This is a genomic window from Paracoccus sp. DMF (assembly GCF_004407025.1).
Lineage (GTDB): Bacteria > Pseudomonadota > Alphaproteobacteria > Rhodobacterales > Rhodobacteraceae > Paracoccus > Paracoccus aminovorans_B.
The window spans coordinates 200047-215457 of the sequence record NZ_SOKV02000001.1 but is presented as its reverse complement, the minus strand read 5'-3'; the positions used below and the strand labels follow the sequence as shown (position 1 = coordinate 215457).

Below are 15411 nucleotides of genomic sequence, written 5' to 3'. Positions count from 1 at the left end.
GGGAACGCATCAATAAGGCGGCGGTCGGGATGCTCGGCCGCCGTTTTCCCATGCCGGGACCACGGGCCCGGCCCCGGTCGGTCGGGCTAGTCGGCGCAGAGCGCCGCGGCCCCGGCCTCCAGCGCCGCCATGGCCGCCTGCGGGTCCAGCAGCAGCAACAGCCCGCGCTTGCCGCCGTTGATCGCGACCTCGGGCGTGGTCAGGGCGGCGGCCTCGAACAGCACCGGCGCGGGGCGGCGCTGGCCGAAGGGGCTGATGCCGCCGGTGTGATAGCCGGTCAGCCGCTCGGCCTTGGCGGGCGGCATCATCGCCGCCGACTTGCCACCAAAGGCCGCGGCCACGCGCTTCATCGACAGCACCCGGTCGCCCGGCACCACGGTGCAGGCGGGCCGGCCGTCCACCTCGACCATGAGCGTCTTGAGCAGGCGCTCGGGCGGCAGGCCGATGGCTTCGGCCGCTTGCAGCGCCACCCGGTCCGAGCCGGGGTCATAGCGGTATTCGACCGGGCGAAAGCTGACGCCCTTGGCTTGCAGGAAGCGGGTCGCGGGGGTGGCGGTGCTCATGCCGGGGCCTCGGCGGCGGGCCGGCCAGCGGCGCGGATATTGAGATAGTTGCCGGCCAGGATCAGCGTCGAGCCGAGGACCACGGCCAGCCCGACCGGCTCGGCGTAAAGCAGCAGCCCGACCACGGCGATCACCGGCAGGCGCAGGAAGTCGAAGGGCATGACCAGCGTCGCCGGCGCCAGCCCCAGCGCCCTGGTGATGCAGAAATGCGCCCCGAGCCCGGTCAGGCCCAGCACCAGCACCCAGGGCGCCGCCGCCGCCGAGGGCAGGGCGATGCCGCCGTCGATGCCGGCGCAGGCCAGCCCCATCAGCGCCTGGCTGAGCGACATCCACCACAGGATGCAGGACGCCCCGGCCACGCCGGTCAGCATCTTGGTGCAGACATAGGTCAGCCCGAAGCCCACCGCCGCCAGCGCCGCCGCCCCGACTCCGACCAAGGCCCCGGCCGAGATCCCGGCCGCGCCCGGCTGCACGATCACCAGGATGCCAAGAAAACCCAGGCCCGCCGACAGCGCCCGCGCCCGCGTCAGGCGCTCGCCCAGAAGAAACGGCGCCAGGATCAGCACCCACAGGGGCGCGGTGAATTCCAGCGCAAAGACCTGCGCCAGCGGGATGGTGAACAGGGCGTGGAACCACAGGTTCTGCGCGACGAAATGCGTGACGTTGCGCGCCAGGTGCAGCCCGGGCCGGCGCAGGTTTACCGCACCCCAGTCGCCCCGCAGGCTCAGCACGGCGGCGATGATCGCCATCCCGATCAGCGAGCGCCAGGCCAGGATCTCGAACGTGTCGAGCTCACCCTGGACCATGCGCCCGGCCACGGCCATCAGCGTGAAGGCCGCGACCGCGCCCATCATCCAGGCGGCGGCCAGCAGCGGGCGGGATTCGGTCGTGGTCGGCATCGGCTTCGTCCTGTTGCGCCGCAAAGGGCTAGCGGATCGCCGCCCGGCCGGCAAGCCGCCGGCCTAGCGTTCCGACATGGCCGAGAAGCTGGCCGGATAGCGCCCGCCCGAGACGTTTTCGGGCGCAAAGGCGCGTTCCAGCGTCTCGCGCTCGGCCGCGGTCAGGGTGATGCCGGTTGCAGCGACGTTCTGCTCCAGGTTCGGGATGCGCTTGGCGCCGGGGATCGGCACGATGTCCTGGCCCTGCGCCAGCACCCAGGCCAGCGCCACCTGCGCCGCGCTGACGCCCTTGGCCTGGGCGACGCCCTCGACCACCGCGACCAGCTTGCGGTTCGTCTCGGCATGTTCGGGCTGGAAGCGCGGCAGGCGGCGGCGGAAATCGTCCTGGCCCAGGGTTTCGGTCTGCACCTGGCCGGTCAGGAAGCCGCGGCCCAGCGGGCTGAAGGGCACGAAGCCCACGCCCAGCTCGCGGCAGGCGGCCAGCACGCCGTTGGTTTCCACATCCCGCGTCCACAGCGAATATTCGCTTTGCAGCGCGGTGATCGGATGCGTGGCATGGGCGCGGCGCAGCGTCTCGGCCGAGACTTCGGACAGGCCGAGCGCGCGGACCTTCCCTTGGGCCACCAGTTCGGCCATGGCACCGACGGTGTCCTCGATCGGCACGGCCGGGTCGGCGCGGTGCAGGTAGTAAAGGTCGATCACATCGGTCTGCAGCCGCTTCAGCGAGGCCTCGGCCACGGCGCGGGCATTCTTCGGCGTGCCGTCGGTGCCGGTGATCTCGCCAAAGCCGTTGGCGTCGCGGCTGTAGGTGAAACCGAACTTGGTCGCGATCACCAGCCGGTCGCGGAACGGCTTCAGCGCCCGGCCCAGCAGGATCTCGTTGTGATGCACGCCATAGACCTCGGCGGTGTCGAAGAAGGTCACGCCCAGATCGACCGCGCGCTCCAACGTCGCGACCGAGGCGGATTCGTCCTGGTGGCCATAGGCCTGGCTCAGCCCCATGCAGCCCAGCCCGATGGCCGAGACCGTCAGCGTCGCGCCCAGTTTGCGCTGTTCCATAGCCTGCTCCTTGCATTGTCCGGGCGGCAGCATAGCCGCGCGCCCGGCACTTGCACAGGGTCAGGCGCGGGCGACCGCGCCATGCACCAGCCGGCCCTTGTGGAAGGTCGCGACCCGGGGCGAACGCCGCGCCACCGCCTCGGCCGAGCAGCTGCAATCGGCCAGCGCGAATTCCGCCGCGTCGCCTGGCCGGGGCCAGGCGCGGTTGCCGTCCTGGTCCAGCGGCAGCACGTCGCCGGTGGCGATGGCCAGCGCCCGGGTCAGGGCGAATTCGTCGCGCCCGCCATAGACCTGGGCCAGCAGGTTGGCCTTTTCCAGCATGTCGCCGGTGCCGAAGGGCGACCAGTGGTCGATAACGCTGTCGGTGCCCGACATCAGCGTCACGCCCTTCTCGCGCAGCCGGGGCAGCGGCATGACCAGCGACCCGATGGGCACGGTCGAGATCACCGTGACGTCATGCTCGGCCATGCGCTCGGCCAGCGGGTCCAGCTCGGCTTCGGGCAGGGTGGCCAGGGCAAAGGCGTGGCTGAGGTTCAGCTTGCCCTTCAGCTCGGGCGTGCGCGCGACCGTCTCGACCATGTAGCGGATCGCCTCGGCGCCGGCCGGGGTGGTTTCGTGGATATGGATGTCCACGCCCTTGCCGTGGTCCAGCGCGATGGCGAACATCGCATCGACCGAGGCCTTCATGTCGCCGTCGACATTGGTCGGATCCAGCCCGCCGACGAAATCGACGCCCAGGGCCATGGCCTCGCGCATCAGCCCCTCGACCTTGGAATGCAGCAGCCCGTGCTGCGGAAAGGCCACGATCTCGCAGTCGAAACGGTCGCGGTTCTTCTGCAGCGCGGCTTGCAGGTGCTCGAGGCTTTTCAGCCCGCTGACCGGGTCGATGTTGCAATGGCTGCGCACCATGGTGGTGCCCTGCGACAACAGCAGTTCGATCAGCGCCTCGGCCCGCTCCTGCGAGGTCGGCAGCAGTTTCGGCAGCAGCACCTCCTCGCGCGCGATCATGTCCATGATCGTCTTGCCCTGGCGCGGCAGCGGCGCCTGCCAGGGCCCGCCGTAGAAGGTCTTGTCCAGGTGGATATGCATGTCGCGAAAGGCCGGCAGCGCCAGCGCGCCGCCCGCCGAATAGCGCGGGACCGAGGCATCCAGCACGACATCCGCCGCGTGGATCGCGGCAATGGCGCCGTCGCGGATCTCCAGCGTGTAAAGCGCCGTGCGGGTGGCGGCGACATAGCCGCCCTCATGCGTGAAGCCGTCCTCGAGCCGGACCTCGGCCAGGTGGTAATGCGGGTCGTCGATGGCGGTCGCGGTGGCCTCGGGCGTGGCGGCCGCGGCGGTGCCGGCGCCCAGCAGGGACGAGACGGCAATCATTCCGCCGCCGGCGCCCAGGAAGGTGCGGCGGCTGGGGTGGGACAGGGGCTGCATGGGGATCTCCGGTCAGGAATCGGGTCGCCTCGCAGGATAGGGCCGGGGCATATCATCTGGAAATTAAATGTCGGCATGATAATCATTCGAAAGCCGAATGAGGAATCGATGCTCGATCCCCGCCTGCTGCGCGCCTTCGTCGCCATCGTCGAGACCGGCAGCTTCACCCGCGCCGCCGGCCAGTTGAACATGACGCAATCGACGATCAGCCAGCAGCTGTCGCGGCTGGAACAGGCCGCGGGCCAGCCGCTGGTCGCGCGCGAGGCGCGGCCGGTGCTGCCGACGCCGCAGGGCGAGCGGCTCTTGGGCTATGCCCGCCGCATCCTGGCGCTGCACGAGGCGGCGGCCGTGGCGCTTGGCGATCCCGCCGGCAGCAGCGCCCTGCGGCTGGGCCTGCCCGAGGACATCTTCAACCCGGCGATGTGCGACATCTTTCGCGATTTCACCGCGCGCTGCCCGCAGATCCGGCTGGACGTGACGGTGGGCCTTAGCCGCGAGCTGATGCGGCGCTATCGCGCGGGCGAGCTCGACATCGTCGTCGTCAAGGAACAGGCCGCCGCCCGCGACAGCCGCGCCAGCTTTGCCGAGGCGATGGGCTGGTTCGAAAGTGCGGCGCTGGCGCGGGACTGGGCCGATCCGGTGCCGCTGGTGGTGTTCCCGCCCGGCGGGCTTTACCGCGACGTGATGTTCCAGCGCATCGAACGCGAGGGTCGGCGCTGGTATGTCGCCTTTTCCGGCAGCAGCCTGCACAGCGTGCTGCTGGGCGTCGAGCGCGGGCTGGGCATCACCCTGCTGCCCCTGGCCGCGGCCGAAGGCGCCGGGCTGCGGCGCTGCGCCGCCTTCGGGACCGAGCCGGCCATGGTGGTGGCGCTTTACGCCTGGGAATCCGGCGGCGCGGCGGGCGATCTGGTGGCGCGCATGACCGATCTGCTGGAACGGCGCCACCGGCGCAGCCGGGCGATGCTTTGACTTCGTGTTCCGGCCTGCCCATATCCTTGCGCATGGGGCTTGGATATGCGGAGGACGAGCCATGCGCGGCGCAATCGCGAAAACCCTGGGATTGACGGTGATGCTGGCCATGGCCGCGCCAGTGGCGGCCCTGGCGGCGGGACCGGTCGGCGTGACCTATGTCGCGCCCGAGACGTTCCGGGACCGCGAGTTCCGACAGGCGCGCAGCCGCGCCTCGGCCCTGGCCGAGTTCGACTGCTGGTTTGCCGAACTGGGCGCGCGTTACCTGCCCAGCGGGCAGAGCCTGCGGATCGAGGTGCTGGAGATGGACCTTGCCGGCGATTTCGAGCCGTGGCGCACCGGCTGGCAGGACGTGCGCTTCCTGCGCGACACCACGCCGCCGCGCATCCGCATGCGCTGGCAGCTGGAACAGGGCGGCAAGGTGATCCGCCAGGGCGACGCGCGGCTTCACGACATGAACTACCTGTGGGACCCGCGCGGCAAGGGCGACAGCCGCCGCTTCGTCCATGACAAGCTGCTGATCCAGGACTGGTTCCGCAAGACCTTCGCCCCGGGGGTATCGGGATGAGCGGCGCCGACGGAATCGAGCTGGGCAAGGAGCCGGGCCGCTATGTCGCCCGCATTCCCGGTATCGCGGGCGAGGGCGAGATCACCTTCACCGCCGAAGCCCCGGGCGTCATCAGCGCCGACCATACCGGCGTTCCGGACAGCATGGCCGGCAAGGGCGTGGCGCGGGCGCTGCTGGACTTCATGCTGCAGGACGCGCGCGCGCACGGCTTTCGCATCGTCCCGCGCTGCCCCTTCGTGCGCGGCCAATATGCCCGGCATCCCGAATGGGCGCCGCTGTTCACCACGAAGCCCGGCGAGGACCCCTAGAGGCTGGCCGCGAAGCCGGCCAGATAGTCGCGCAACTGCCCGCGCGTCTTGTCGTCGGTCAGATTGCCCTGGTCGTCGAAGACGCTGCCCGCGCGCGACACCATCAGCCGGCCCTCGGTCCACAGCTGCGTCTTCAGCGTGCGCAGCACCGGCAGCCAGTGGCTCTGCGCCAGGATCGTGCCGAAACCGCCGGGCGAGGCGCCGATCAGCGCCACCGGCTTGCCGACGAACAGGCCCAGCCCCTCGCCGCGCGACATCCAGTCGATGGCGTTCTTGAACACGCCCGGCACGCCGTTGTTGTATTCCGGTGTCACCAGCAGCAGCCCGTCGGCGGCGGCAAGCTGGGCCTGAAGCGCCTGCACCGCGCCCGGCAGGCCCGAGGCGGCTTCCAGGTCGCCGTCGTAGAGCGGCACCTCGCGGATCGAGCCGATCTGGATGGTCGTGCCCTCGGGGGCGGCTTCCGCCGCGGCGCGCAGCAGTCCGCTGTTGAAGGAGGCGCGGCGCAGGCTGCCGCTGAGGCCGAGAATGGTCTTGGTCATGGCTGGTTTCCCCGTTCTTGCGTGGCGGCGATGCTGCCGCAGTCCGGCCGGCAGGGCCAGCGCCTTGGTCAGCGCCCCGGGAACCGGCGATTGTGCAGCAACGCTTGAAATAGCCTTGCGGTTTCTTTGCCTGCCCATCGCCGCCGGACCGGGTCAGGATGGGGCGCAGGCATGGGAGGAAGCGATGAAGGCGGAAGACGGCGACAGGGATGCGATGCGGGCCTTTCTGATGGACCTGCTGCTCAGCACGCCGCTGTTGCGGCCCGGGCGCGAGCATGAGACGGCGCGCGCCTATCAGGACCGGGCGGCGGTGGTGCATCCCGAGGTGGCGGGCGTGCTGCGCGAGGCCGCCCACCGCCTTTTGCACGGCTGAGGCGACAGGGAAAGGCCGGCGCGCCGTCTCCAGCACGCCGGCCCCGGGGGTTGGTCCTGGCGCCTTCAGTCGGCGCTGGCCTCGTTCAGTTGCAGGCCGGCGGGGGCCGGATGCAGGTCGCGGACCGGACGGGCCGCGCCGGTGGCCTCGCCGTTCAGGGCGCGGTCAAACTGCTCGCGGTCCAGCGCGCCTTCCCAGCGGCTGACGACGACGGTGGCGACGGCATTGCCGATGAAGTTGGTGATCGAGCGGCATTCCGACATGAAGCGGTCCACGCCCAGGATCAGCGCCATGCCGGCGACCGGCACCGTGGGCACCACCGACAGCGTCGCAGCCAGCGTGATGAAGCCCGCCCCGGTCACGCCCGCCGCGCCCTTCGAGGACAGCATGGCGACCAGCAGCAGCAGCACCTGCTGTTGCAGCGACAGGTCGGTGTTGGTGGCCTGGGCGATGAACAGCGCCGCCAGCGTCATGTAGATATTGGTGCCGTCCAGGTTGAAGCTGTAGCCGGTCGGCACGACCAGGCCGACGACCGAGCGCCTGCAGCCGGCCTTCTCCATCTTCTCCATCAGCGAAGGCAGCGCCGATTCCGAGGACGAGGTGCCCAGCACCAGCAGCAGTTCGGTCTTGAGATAGGAGATCAGCCGGAAGATCGAGAAGCCGTTCAGCAGGCAGACCGTGCCCAGGATCACCACGATGAACAGCGCCGCGGTCAGGTAGAAGGTGCCGACCAGCGCCGCCAGGTTCACCACCGAGGCGATGCCGTATTTGCCGATGGTGAAGGCGAAGGCGCCGAAGGCCCCGATGGGCGCGGCCTTCATCAGGATGTCCACCATGCGGAACACAGCATGGCTGATTGCCTCGAACAGCGCCACGACCGGCTTGCCCTTGTCGCCGATCAGGATCAGGCCGATGCCGAACAGGATGGCGATGAACAGCACCTGCAGGATGTTGCCCTCGACAAAGGCCGAGGTCATCGTGGTGGGGATGATGTCCATGATGAAGCCGGTCAGCGAGGTCTCATGCGCCTTGGCGGCATAGTCGGCGACCTTGCTGGCATCCAGCGTCGCCGGGTCGATGTTCATGCCGGCGCCGGGCTGGATGACGTTCGCGGTGATCAGCCCGACGATCAGCGCGAGCGTCGAGAAGGTCAGGAAATAGCCGAAGGCTTTGCCCACGACCGAACCCACGCCCCTGAGCGTGCCCATGCCCGCAAGGCCGGTGACGATGGTCAGGAAGATGACCGGGGCGATGATCATCTTGACCAGTTTAATGAAGGCGTCGCCCAGGGGCTTCAGCGCCTCGCCGGTCTGGGGATAGAAATGGCCGATCAGCGCGCCGGCCGCGATGGCGATCAGCACCTGGAAATACAGGTGGCGGTAGAACGGGCGCGGCGCGTGAACGACCGGCGCTGCCGAGGTGTCGATTTGCATGGGGCCTCCTCCGACCTGCGAATGACGGGTATGTGACAGCCATGATAAGGCGGCGGGCGCCGGCGCCCAAAAGCCGGGCGCATGACAGCAATGCGTTGTAATCATGGGTTTTTGGCGGCGTTCGGGGCCGCGATATGTGTGGTTTTCCGCACAGGCCCGCCGTGCTAGTGTGGAATTCCACACAAAGGCCGGGAGGAAGGCACGAATGGCTGATTCGGCGCGGATGCGGCGGCTGGCGCTGGTGCTTGCCGTTCTGGCGGGGGCGCTGGCGGTTCTGGCGCTGACCTTCGTCACGGTGCGCGACAATGCGCTGCGCGAGCTGCACCAGCAGCTCGAGGTGACGGCGCGCAGCCGGGTGCAGGCGCTGGAAAGCGTGCTCGCCAAGCAGCGGGCGGTGGCCGCGGTGCTGGCCGACGACAGCCTGATGCGGGACGCCCTGGCCGCGCCGGGCGCCGGGACCGTGGCGCGCGCCTCGCGCAAGCTGGAGCGGCTGCGCGCCGATACCGACAGCGCGGTGATCTATCTGCTGGACCGCGAGGGGCTGGCCATCGCCGCCTCGAACTGGGACCAGCCGGCCAGCTTCGTCGGCTCGAACTACGGCTTTCGCGACTATTTCAGCCAGGCCCTGCTGCGGGGCGAGGCGACGCAATTCGCGCTTGGCACGGTCAGCAAGCGGCCGGGCCTGTATCTGTCGCATGACGTGGCGGTGAACGGCCAGCCGCGCGGGGTCATCGTGGTCAAGGTCGAGTTCGACCGCACCGAGCAGAACTGGGCCCAGGCCGGCGAGCGGATCATGGTCACCGACGCGGCCGGGCAGGTGATCCTGTCCAGCCGGCCCGCGCTGCGCTTCGGTCCGCTGCCGGCGCAGGCGGCGGGCGAGGTCGGGGCCGAACTGCCGGTGCCGGGGGCGGATTGGCGGCTGGTGATCCGCGCGCCCTCGGCTCCGGCCGCCAAGGCGGCGGCGCTGGCGACCGGCACGGTGGGGTTCCTGCTGTCGCTGCTGCTGGGTGCCGGCATCTGGGCCGCGCGCGCCCGCACCCGCGCCGCCCGCCGCGCCGAGGCCGAGCGGCGCTACCGCGCCGACCTGGAGCGTGCCGTGGACGAACGCACCCGCGACCTGACCGCCGAGATGCGCGAGCGTCGCGCCGCCGAACAGCGGCTGGCGCAGTTGCAGGGCGAGATGGTCCAGGCCAACAAGCTGGCGACGCTGGGCCAGATCACCGCCGGCGTCGCGCATGAGGTGAACACGCCCTTGGCCACCATCCGCCTTCTGGCCGAGAACGGCCGCCAGATGCTGCCCGAGGGCGCGGCGCCGGATGTGGCGGGCAACCTGGACCAGATCCTGCGCATGTCCGACCGCATCGCCCAGATCACCACCGAGCTGCGCGGCTTTGCCCGCAAGGCCACCGGCGAGCTTGGGCCCGTGGCGCTGAAGGACGCGCTGGACGCCGCGCTGCTGCTGGTCGCCAGCCGCCGCCGGGCCGAGGGCATCCGCGTGCTGCTGCCGCAGATCCCGCCCGGCCTGACCGTGCGGGCCGAGCGGGTGCGGCTGGAGCAGATCCTCGTCAACCTGATCCAGAACGCGCAAGAGGCGCTCTCGGGCCGCCCGGACGCCGAATTGCGCATCGAGCTCGACCAGCAGCCCGACCGCGTGCGGCTGAGCATCCGCGACAACGGGCCGGGGCTGGCGCCCGGCATCGCGGCGACGCTGTTCACGCCCTTCGCCACCTCGAAACCCAGCGGGCTGGGGCTGGGGCTGGTGATCTCGCGCGAGATCGCCCGCGACTTCGGCGGCGAGCTGACCGCCGCGCCCTCCGAGCCGGGGCAGGGCGCCGCCTTTCACCTGGACCTGCCGAGGCTGCCATGACCGAAGCCCCGCTTGTCCGCCTGGTCGACGACGACCCCGATCTTCTGGCCGCGCAGGCGCAGGCGCTGAAGCTGGCCGGTTTCCGGGCCGAAACCTTCGACGACCCGGCCGAGGCGCTGCGCGGCCTTGGCCCCGACTGGCCCGGCGTGGTGCTGTCGGACGTGCGCATGCCGGGCATGGACGGGTTCCAGCTGTTCGAGCGCATCCATGCGCTGGATCCGGAACTGCCGGTGATCCTGCTGACCGGGCATGGCGACGTGCCGATGGCGGTCGCGGCGCTGAAGCAGGGCGTCTATGACTTCCTGACCAAGCCGATCGGCGGCGGCCCCCTGGCGGCGGCGCTGGCCCGAGCCGCATCCGCGCGGGCGCTGGTGCTGGAAAACCGCGCCCTGCGCGCCCGCCCCTCAGAAGAGCCTGCGACCGAGATCGGCCTTTCCGGCGCCTCGCCCGTCATGGTCCACCTGCGCGACAGCATCGCGCGGCTGGCCGAGCGGGGCGGCGACGTGCTGATCATCGGCCCCCAGGGCTCGGGCAAGCGCACGGCGGCGCGGGCGATCCACCGGCAAAGCCCGCGCCGGGGCCGCGCCTTCACCCGCATCACTTGCGCGGCGCTGGACGAGGCGCGGTTCGAGGCCGAGTTCATCGGCCAGGAGCCCGCTGGCTCGCGCCAGCCGCGCCAGCCCGGCAAGCTGGAAAAGACCCATCGCGGCACGCTGTTCCTGGACGAGATCGAGGCGCTGGCCCCGGCCCTGCAGGCCCGCTTGCAGGCGATCCTCGACGCGGGCGAGATCTGGCCTGCCGGCGCCGCGGCGCCGCGCCCGCTGGACCTGCGGCTGATCGCCTCGACCCGGGCCGACCTGGGCCAGATGGTCGAGGCCGGGACGTTCCGCGGCGATCTCTACTATCGCCTCTCGGCCGCGACCCTGCAGATGCCGGCGCTGGCGCAGCGGCGCGAGGACGTGGCGGCGCTGTTCCGGCAGTTCCTGTTGCAGGCCTGCCAGCGGCTGAACCTGCCGGTGGCGCCGGTGACGGGCGCGGTCAAGGCGCGGCTCGCCGGCTATGGCTGGCCGGGCAATCTCAGCGAATTGCAGCAATTCGCCGAAAGCCATGCGCTGGGGCTGTCCGCCTTCGACGGGGCGGGGGGCGATGCCGCGCCGCCGGGCCTGGCCGAGTTGGTCGCCGATTACGAGGCCGAGCTGATCCGCGACGCGCTGCGCATGGCCGAGGGCAACGCGACCCAGGCGATGGCGCGGCTGAAACTGCCGCGCAAGACCTTCTATGACAAGCTGACCCGGCACGGCATCCGGCCGGCCGATTTCCGCGCCGCCAGCGGCTGAAAATGACCAGCCCCACGGATTTTTCCGCGGGGCTGGTCAATGCGCCTGTGTCCAGACCGGACGAACTCGGGACCATGAAACGGCAAAGGCAAACACCGCCTTCTCCTCCTGCGGGTATCGCACCGGGGGAGGCGCGCGGAAATGGCCGTGTTTGCCTAGGCAATATTGCCTAGGGCGCCGCTGCAACGCCGCCGTGGCAAAAATGCCGGCCCGGCTGTTGCCGAGCGGGCTTCGGCTGTATGGAACACCGGCGCGGCGCCAGGCCGCGTTCCGGGATTCGGGGGCCCTTGGGCATGATCAGGACGCTCAGCGCGGGCGGCGGTCCGGCAACGGGCGGGCCGCGATGAAGAAATCGCTGGGCGCATCGCTGGCGCTGGGACTGGCGGGGCTGCAATTCCTCGCCATCCTGCTGGTGGTGTTTTCGTCCTATCTGACCTCCGAGCGGGCGCTGATCCGCCATGCCCGCGACCTTTTGCGCGACGTCGGCATCAACACCATCGAGCATTCGCGCGGCTTCCTCAGCCCGGCGCAGGGCGCGGCGGAGCTTGCGGCGCAGCTGGCGCAGAACAGCGTCATCGCCAGCGAGGATACGCCGCTGCTGGAGCAGCTCCTGTTCCAGCAGCTGAAGATCGCGCCGCAATTCGCCGGGCTCTATTACGGGCGCGAGGACGGCAGCTTCCTCTATGTCATGCGCACCCCCGGCGCGCGCGGCGATTTCCGCAGCAAGATCATCTCGGTCCGGGACGGCCAGCGCCGGGTCGAGTTCATCTGGCGCGACCACAACTTCACCCCGGTCGCCCGCAGCGAGGATCCCGCCGACCGCTATGACCCGCGCGAGCGGCCCTGGTATGTCAAGGCCAAGGCCGAGCGCGCGACGATCTGGACCGATCCCTATATCTTCTTCTCGTCGCACCAGCCGGGGATCACGCTGGCCGCGCCGGTGCAGCAGCCGGACGGCGGGTTGCGCGGCGTGGTGGGCGTCGACATCGAGATCAGCATGATCTCGGAATTCCTGGCGCGGCTGAACATCGGCCAGCACGGCCGGGCGCTGATCATCAACCGCAACGGCGACGTGATCGCCCATCCCGACAGCAGCCTGATCCGGGCGCGCAACGCCGACGGCAGCCTGCGCTTCGCCGCCATCAGCGAGATCGGCGACCCGATCGCCCGCGCCGCCTTCGGCCCCGCCGCGCTGGCCGGCGCCCTGCCGGTGGCGCAGGAGACGCCGGGCGAGTTCCTGCACGACGACGCCTCCTATGTCTCGACCATCATGCCGGTGATCAGCGACAAGCTGCCCTGGACCATCGCGGTCTATGCCCCCGAGGACGATTTCACCGGCGCGCTGAAGCGCAACCGCACGCTGAACATCTGGCTGGCGGCGCTGGTCGCGGGGCTGACCGGGCTCTTGGGGCTGGCGCTGGCCGACGCGATCTATCGCCCGGTGCGCGCCTTTGCCGTGCGCACCGCGCTGGTCTCGCAGGGCGAGCTGGACCCGGACGCGCCGCTGCCCAGGACCTACAAGGAGCTCGAGCGCGCCAATGACGCGCTGGTCCAGCAGATCGTGGCGCGGCGCAAGACCGAACGCGAATACGGCCAGACCTTCGACATGTCCTCGCGCGGGATGGCGCAGATCGCGCCCGACAGCGGCCGCTTCATCCGCGTGAACGCCAGCATCTGCCACATTACCGGCTACAGCGCCGCCGAGCTGTCGCGCATGCGGCTGTCTGACCTGGTCCACCCCGAGGACCCGACCTTCGTCGGCGCCTTCTTCCACAGCCCGGCCGGCGATTTCTCGGTCAACCGCGAGATGCGCTGCATCCGCAAGGACGGCAGCACCATCTGGATCACCCTGAACGAGATCCTGATCCGCGACGAAAGCGGCAAGCCGCTGCATTCGGTGCTGACCATGGACGACATCACCCAGGGCAAGCGCGCCGAGGCGCAGATCGTGCAGCTGAACCGCGACCTGTCGCACCTGGCGCGCGGCAATACCATGGGCGAGATGGCCGCGGGCCTGGCGCATGAGCTGAACCAGCCCTTGGCCGCCATCGCCCAGAACGCCGATACCGCGCTGCTGATCCTGGACCAGATGGCGGCCAAGGACCCCGAGCTGCGCGACGTCCTGATCGAGATCGAGGGCCAGTCGCTGCGCGCGGGCGAGATCATCCGCGCCCTGCGCAGCTTCATCAGCAAGGACGAGGGCGCCGCCACCAGCTTCGACCTGTCGGATCTGGTGCAGCAGACCCTGCACCTGATCCAGGCCGAGGCCGCCGAGGCGCGGGTGCTGGTGCAGATCGACCTGGCCCCCGGCCTGCCGCCGGTGCGCGCCAACCGCGTCCAGATCGCCCAGGTCATCGTCAACCTGCTGCGCAACGCCATCGAGGCGCTGGCCGACCATCCCGCCACCGACCGCCGCGTCCTGCTGGCCGCCCGGCGCGACGACGGGCAGGTGCGCATCAGCATCGAGGACACCGGCCCCGGCATCGCCCCCGGCATCAGCCTGTTTTCGCAGTTCGAGACCAGCAAGCCCGGCGGCATGGGCCTTGGCCTGTCGATCTGCCGCTCGATGCTGGCCGCGAACGGCGGCGCGCTGTGGCACGAAAGCCGGCCGAGCGGCGGCGCGCGCTTCGTCTTTACCCTGCCCGTCAGCCAGAAGCTGGCGTGATGGCCAGGCCCTCCCCCGGTATTCCGTTCTTGCAGGCAGGCCCGCCATGACCGATTCCCCGCTGACCGTCTTTCTGATCGACGACGACGAGGGCATCCGCCGCTCCTTGCAGCGGGCCCTGGAAAAACGCGGCTACGCGGTCGAAAGCCATGCCTCGGCCGCCTCGTTCCTGGCGGCCTATGATCCGGCGCGGCAGGGCTGCCTGCTGCTCGACTACGGCATGCCCGGGATGAACGGGCTTGAGCTGCAACGGCACCTGAACGTGCTTGGCGCGACCATTCCGGTGATCTTCATCACCGGCCATGGCGGCGTGCCGGAATCGGTGCAGGCGATCAAGGCCGGCGCCGTCGATTTCCTGGAAAAGCCGTTTCGCCAGGCGCATCTGGTCGAGCGCATCGAGACCGCCTTTGCCGTCGCCCGCGAAAGGCTGGACCTGCACGAGCAGGACCGCCGCCTGCGCGCCCGGTTCCAGAGCCTGACCGCGCGCGAGCTGGAAATCGTGCAGCGCATGATCGCCCGCCCCTCCGAGATCTCCAGCAAGGAACTGGCGGCGGCGCTCGGCATCAGCCCGCGCACGGTCGATCACCACCGCGCCCGCATCCTGGAAAAGATGAACGTGAAATCCGTGGCCGAGCTGATCGCGCTGGCGACGCGCTGAGCCTGGTCCCGGCCCGGCGCCCGGCGGTCAGCCCTCCAGCCCGTCCTGCACCCGGTTCCAGGCCTGGTCCATGTGCTCGCCGATGATGGCGGCCAGCCGGTCGGGATCGCGCGCCTCCAGCGCGGCGATCATCTCCTCGTGCTCGGCCACGGCGCCGGCCCATTTCTGCGGCCCCTCGTGGCCGATGAAGCGGATGCGCTTCAGCCGGGTCTGCAACAGCTGGTGCACGTCGGCCAGCGCGGCATTGTCCGCCAGCGCCACGATGGCGCTGTGGATGGCCTGGTTCAGCTTGTAATAGGCCAGCCGGTCGCCGCGCTGGTAACAGCCGATCATCTGGTCGTGCAGCGCCCGCACATGGGCGATGCCCGCGTCGCTGGCGGTGGCGCAGGCGGTGCGGCCGGCGTGCTGTTCCAGGGTGCGGATCACGTCGATCATGTCGCGCACCTCCTTGGCGGTGAATTTCTTCACCACGGCGCCGCGGCTGGGGATGAGCTCGATCAACCCCTCGCTGGCCAGGAACTTGATCGCCTCGCGCAGGGGCGTGCGCGACACGCCCAGGAAGGCGCCGACCTGGCCTTCGTTGATGCGCGTGCCCGGCGCCAGCTCGCCCTCGATGATCATGTCGCGCAGGCGGGTCAGGATGGCATCGTGCAGCGAATGCCGCTCGATCCGGTTCGGGGTCTCGGGCAATCCGGCGCTGCGGATGCGGGATTCCTCCACGATGGCTCTCCTTGCTAGCTTTCGT

The 15411-nt window shown here is 70.2% G+C and carries 15 protein-coding genes; 8 read left to right on the top strand and 7 right to left on the bottom strand.

Features of this window, described 5'->3' with window-relative positions; all coding sequences use genetic code 11:
• Positions 1-86: 86 nt before the first annotated feature.
• From E3D03_RS01030 to E3D03_RS01015, 4 genes are all read right to left on the bottom strand, one after another.
• Positions 87-563 carry an aminoacyl-tRNA deacylase gene (locus E3D03_RS01030; RefSeq protein WP_263565419.1) on the bottom strand — a complete coding sequence of 159 codons (477 nt, stop codon included), beginning with the start codon at positions 561-563 and terminating at the stop codon, positions 87-89.
• Positions 560-1462, bottom strand: a complete 903-nt coding sequence (locus E3D03_RS01025) for a DMT family transporter (protein WP_263565418.1) — start codon at positions 1460-1462, stop codon at positions 560-562. Before E3D03_RS01025 ends, E3D03_RS01030 begins: the two co-directional genes overlap by 4 nt.
• 63 nt (positions 1463-1525) lie before the next feature.
• Positions 1526-2521: an aldo/keto reductase gene (locus E3D03_RS01020; protein ID WP_263565417.1), complete on the bottom strand. Its 996-nt coding sequence runs from the start codon at positions 2519-2521 to the stop codon at positions 1526-1528.
• A gap of 60 nt (positions 2522-2581) precedes the next feature.
• Positions 2582-3949 carry an amidohydrolase family protein gene (locus tag E3D03_RS01015; protein WP_263565416.1) on the bottom strand — a complete coding sequence of 456 codons (1368 nt, stop codon included), beginning with the start codon at positions 3947-3949 and terminating at the stop codon, positions 2582-2584.
• A gap of 108 nt (positions 3950-4057) precedes the next feature.
• Here E3D03_RS01015 and E3D03_RS01010 point away from each other — a divergent pair, with 108 nt between their 5' ends.
• From E3D03_RS01010 to E3D03_RS01000, 3 genes are all read left to right on the top strand, one after another.
• The gene (locus E3D03_RS01010; protein WP_263565415.1) at positions 4058-4918 is read left to right on the top strand and encodes a LysR family transcriptional regulator; all 861 of its coding nucleotides are present in this window, start codon (positions 4058-4060) and stop codon (positions 4916-4918) included.
• Positions 4919-4979: 61 nt separating this feature from the next.
• Positions 4980-5486 carry a DUF3016 domain-containing protein gene (locus E3D03_RS01005; RefSeq protein ID WP_263565414.1) on the top strand — a complete coding sequence of 169 codons (507 nt, stop codon included), beginning with the start codon at positions 4980-4982 and terminating at the stop codon, positions 5484-5486.
• Positions 5483-5794: a GNAT family N-acetyltransferase gene (locus E3D03_RS01000; RefSeq protein ID WP_263565413.1), complete on the top strand. Its 312-nt coding sequence runs from the start codon at positions 5483-5485 to the stop codon at positions 5792-5794. The genes E3D03_RS01005 and E3D03_RS01000 overlap by 4 nt, the downstream gene beginning before the upstream one ends.
• Here E3D03_RS01000 and E3D03_RS00995 read toward each other — a convergent pair.
• Positions 5791-6333 carry an NADPH-dependent FMN reductase gene (locus E3D03_RS00995; protein WP_263565412.1) on the bottom strand — a complete coding sequence of 181 codons (543 nt, stop codon included), beginning with the start codon at positions 6331-6333 and terminating at the stop codon, positions 5791-5793. The genes E3D03_RS01000 and E3D03_RS00995 overlap by 4 nt on opposite strands.
• Before the next feature lie 184 nt (positions 6334-6517).
• Here E3D03_RS00995 and E3D03_RS00990 point away from each other — a divergent pair, with 184 nt between their 5' ends.
• Positions 6518-6706 (top strand): hypothetical protein, encoded by a 189-nt coding sequence (locus tag E3D03_RS00990; protein WP_062563901.1) that lies wholly within the window; start codon positions 6518-6520, stop codon positions 6704-6706.
• Positions 6707-6771: 65 nt separating this feature from the next.
• Here E3D03_RS00990 and E3D03_RS00985 read toward each other — a convergent pair whose 3' ends face one another.
• Positions 6772-8139, bottom strand: a complete 1368-nt coding sequence (locus E3D03_RS00985; RefSeq protein WP_263565411.1) for a dicarboxylate/amino acid:cation symporter — start codon at positions 8137-8139, stop codon at positions 6772-6774.
• A 205-nt stretch (positions 8140-8344) separates the two neighbouring features.
• Between E3D03_RS00985 and E3D03_RS00980 the strand changes: the two genes are divergently transcribed.
• The 4 genes from E3D03_RS00980 to E3D03_RS00965 all read left to right on the top strand — a co-directional run bounded on the left by E3D03_RS00980 (position 8345) and on the right by E3D03_RS00965 (position 14666).
• Positions 8345-10006: an ATP-binding protein gene (locus E3D03_RS00980; RefSeq protein WP_263565410.1), complete on the top strand. Its 1662-nt coding sequence runs from the start codon at positions 8345-8347 to the stop codon at positions 10004-10006.
• Positions 10003-11343, top strand: a complete 1341-nt coding sequence (locus E3D03_RS00975; protein ID WP_263565409.1) for a sigma-54-dependent transcriptional regulator — start codon at positions 10003-10005, stop codon at positions 11341-11343. Before E3D03_RS00980 ends, E3D03_RS00975 begins: the two co-directional genes overlap by 4 nt.
• A gap of 343 nt (positions 11344-11686) precedes the next feature.
• Complete coding sequence (locus tag E3D03_RS00970; RefSeq protein ID WP_263565408.1) at positions 11687-14008, top strand: ATP-binding protein; 2322 nt, start codon at positions 11687-11689, stop codon at positions 14006-14008.
• Between the two features lie 46 nt (positions 14009-14054).
• Positions 14055-14666: a response regulator transcription factor gene (locus tag E3D03_RS00965; RefSeq protein WP_062563906.1), complete on the top strand. Its 612-nt coding sequence runs from the start codon at positions 14055-14057 to the stop codon at positions 14664-14666.
• A gap of 27 nt (positions 14667-14693) precedes the next feature.
• Here the strand turns inward: E3D03_RS00965 and E3D03_RS00960 are convergent, their stop codons facing one another.
• Positions 14694-15386: a GntR family transcriptional regulator gene (locus tag E3D03_RS00960; RefSeq protein ID WP_062563907.1), complete on the bottom strand. Its 693-nt coding sequence runs from the start codon at positions 15384-15386 to the stop codon at positions 14694-14696.
• Positions 15387-15411: the final 25 nt, after the last annotated feature.

Coding starts and splice junctions, on each gene's coding strand:
- E3D03_RS01015 (WP_263565416.1), bottom strand. CDS start 3,949: ATGCAGCCCCTGTCCCACCCCAGCCGCCGCACCTTCCTGGGCGCCGGC.
- E3D03_RS01025 (WP_263565418.1), bottom strand. CDS start 1,462: ATGCCGACCACGACCGAATCCCGCCCGCTGCTGGCCGCCGCCTGGATG.
- E3D03_RS01020 (WP_263565417.1), bottom strand. CDS start 2,521: ATGGAACAGCGCAAACTGGGCGCGACGCTGACGGTCTCGGCCATCGGG.
- E3D03_RS00975 (WP_263565409.1), top strand. CDS start 10,003: ATGACCGAAGCCCCGCTTGTCCGCCTGGTCGACGACGACCCCGATCTT.
- E3D03_RS01010 (WP_263565415.1), top strand. CDS start 4,058: ATGCTCGATCCCCGCCTGCTGCGCGCCTTCGTCGCCATCGTCGAGACC.
- E3D03_RS00970 (WP_263565408.1), top strand. CDS start 11,687: ATGAAGAAATCGCTGGGCGCATCGCTGGCGCTGGGACTGGCGGGGCTG.
- E3D03_RS01005 (WP_263565414.1), top strand. CDS start 4,980: ATGCGCGGCGCAATCGCGAAAACCCTGGGATTGACGGTGATGCTGGCC.
- E3D03_RS00965 (WP_062563906.1), top strand. CDS start 14,055: ATGACCGATTCCCCGCTGACCGTCTTTCTGATCGACGACGACGAGGGC.
- E3D03_RS00995 (WP_263565412.1), bottom strand. CDS start 6,333: ATGACCAAGACCATTCTCGGCCTCAGCGGCAGCCTGCGCCGCGCCTCC.
- E3D03_RS00990 (WP_062563901.1), top strand. CDS start 6,518: ATGAAGGCGGAAGACGGCGACAGGGATGCGATGCGGGCCTTTCTGATG.
- E3D03_RS00980 (WP_263565410.1), top strand. CDS start 8,345: ATGGCTGATTCGGCGCGGATGCGGCGGCTGGCGCTGGTGCTTGCCGTT.
- E3D03_RS00985 (WP_263565411.1), bottom strand. CDS start 8,139: ATGCAAATCGACACCTCGGCAGCGCCGGTCGTTCACGCGCCGCGCCCG.
- E3D03_RS01030 (WP_263565419.1), bottom strand. CDS start 563: ATGAGCACCGCCACCCCCGCGACCCGCTTCCTGCAAGCCAAGGGCGTC.
- E3D03_RS01000 (WP_263565413.1), top strand. CDS start 5,483: ATGAGCGGCGCCGACGGAATCGAGCTGGGCAAGGAGCCGGGCCGCTAT.